This window comes from Kitasatospora sp. NPDC007106, from assembly GCF_040634455.1.
GTDB classification, from domain to species: domain Bacteria; phylum Actinomycetota; class Actinomycetes; order Streptomycetales; family Streptomycetaceae; genus Kitasatospora; species Kitasatospora arboriphila.
On sequence record NZ_JBEYFP010001110.1, the window covers coordinates 1 to 1,678 of the forward strand.

General features: G+C 75.7%; 2 protein-coding genes. Both read left to right on the forward strand.

The window, feature by feature from the left end:
• The coding region (locus ABZ641_RS36250; RefSeq protein ID WP_359988746.1) for a cyclopropane-fatty-acyl-phospholipid synthase family protein at positions 1-869 on the forward strand (869 nt) is incomplete at its 5' end.
• 56 nt (positions 870-925) lie between these two features.
• Complete coding sequence (locus tag ABZ641_RS36255) at positions 926-1,663, forward strand: DUF1295 domain-containing protein (protein WP_344627855.1); 738 nt, start codon at positions 926-928, stop codon at positions 1,661-1,663.
• Positions 1,664-1,678: the final 15 nt, after the last annotated feature.

Below are 1,678 nucleotides of genomic sequence, written 5' to 3' on the forward strand. Positions count from 1 at the left end.
GCGGCACCCTGCACAGCCGCGGCCGGGACCGGGCCGTCGTCAGCCACCACTACGACCTCTCCAACGAGTTCTACGCCCTGCTGCTCGGCCCCGCGATGGCCTACTCCTGCGCCTACTGGACCTCCGGCGACGAGAGCCTGACCGACGCGCAGACCGCCAAGTTCGACCTGGTCTGCCGCAAGCTCGACCTGCGCCCCGGCAGCCGCCTGCTCGACGTCGGCTGCGGCTGGGGCGCCCTCGCCCGGCACGCCGCCAAGCACTACGGCGCCCGGGTCACCGCCGTCACCCTCTCCCGCCGTCAGCACGCCTTCGCCTCCGCCCTGGTCGCCGAAGCCGGTCTCGCCGACCGGGTCGAGGTGCTGCTGCGGGACCACCGCGACCTCGCGGACGGGCCGTACGACGCGATCAGCTGCATCGAGATGGGCGAGCACGTCGGCGAACGGCACTACCCCGCCTTCGCCGGGCGGCTGCGGGGCCTGCTCCGCCCGCAGGGCCGGCTGCTGGTGCAGCAGATGTCCCGCGGCGCGAACGCCCCCGGCGGAGGCGCCTTCATCGAGACCTACATCGCCCCCGACATGCACATGCGCCCGGTCGGCCGCACCGTCGACCTGCTGGAGGGCGCCGGGCTCGAAGTCCGGCAGGTCGAGGCGATGCGCGAGCACTACGCCCGCACCATCGACGCCTGGTACGACACCCTCCGGGAGCGGCACGCCGACTTCACCGGCCTGGTCGGCGAACCGACCGTCCGGCTCTGGCAGTTGTACACCGCCGGCAGCTCGCTCGCGTTCGCCGAGGGGCGGATGGGCGTCGACCAGATCCTCGCCGTCCGGCCCGCCGGCCCCGCGGTGCGGTACGCGGCGGCACCGTGAACGCCGCCGCCTTCGCCGTCAACCTCGCGGCGGCCGCCGGCGCCGCCCTCGCGGTGATGCTGGCCGCGCTCGCCGTCGGGCTGCGCACCGGCCGGCACCGCGGCGTGGACGTCGCCTGGGGCCTCGCCTTCACCGCCGTCGCGCTCACCGGGTACGGGCTCTCGGCCGGGTACGGCGACGACGGGCGGCGGCTGCTCGCCACCGTGCTCACCGCCCTCTGGGGCGTCCGGCTCGCCGCGCACATCGCGCGGCGGGCCCGCGGCACCGGCGAGGACCCGCGGTACGCCCGGATGCTCGCCCGCCGCCCGCCCGGCCGGGCCCGCACGCTCTACGCCGTGCGCATCGTCTACCTGCTGCAGGCCGCCCTGGTCTGGTTCGTCTCGCTGCCGGTGCAGGCCGCCCAGTACCTGCCCGGCCGGCCCGGGCCGCTCGCCTGGGCGGGCACCGCGCTCTGGGCGGTCGGACTGTTCTTCGAGGCCGTCGGCGACCGGCAGTTGAGCCGCTTCAAGGCGGACCCGGCCAACCGCGGCCGGGTGATGGACCGCGGCCTGTGGCGCTACACCCGGCACCCCAACTACTTCGGCGACGCCTGCGTCTGGTGGGGGATCTTCCTGCTCGCCGCGGACACCCCGATCGGCTGGGCTTTCGTCGGCAGCCCGCTGCTGATGACCTGGCTGCTGGCCTTCGGCAGCGGCAAGCCGATGCTGGAACGCCAGATGGGTGCGGACAAGCCCGGCTGGGCCGAGTACGCGGCGCGCACCAGCGGCTTCGTGCCGCTGCCGCCCCGCCGCTGAGGGCGCCGCCGGGGC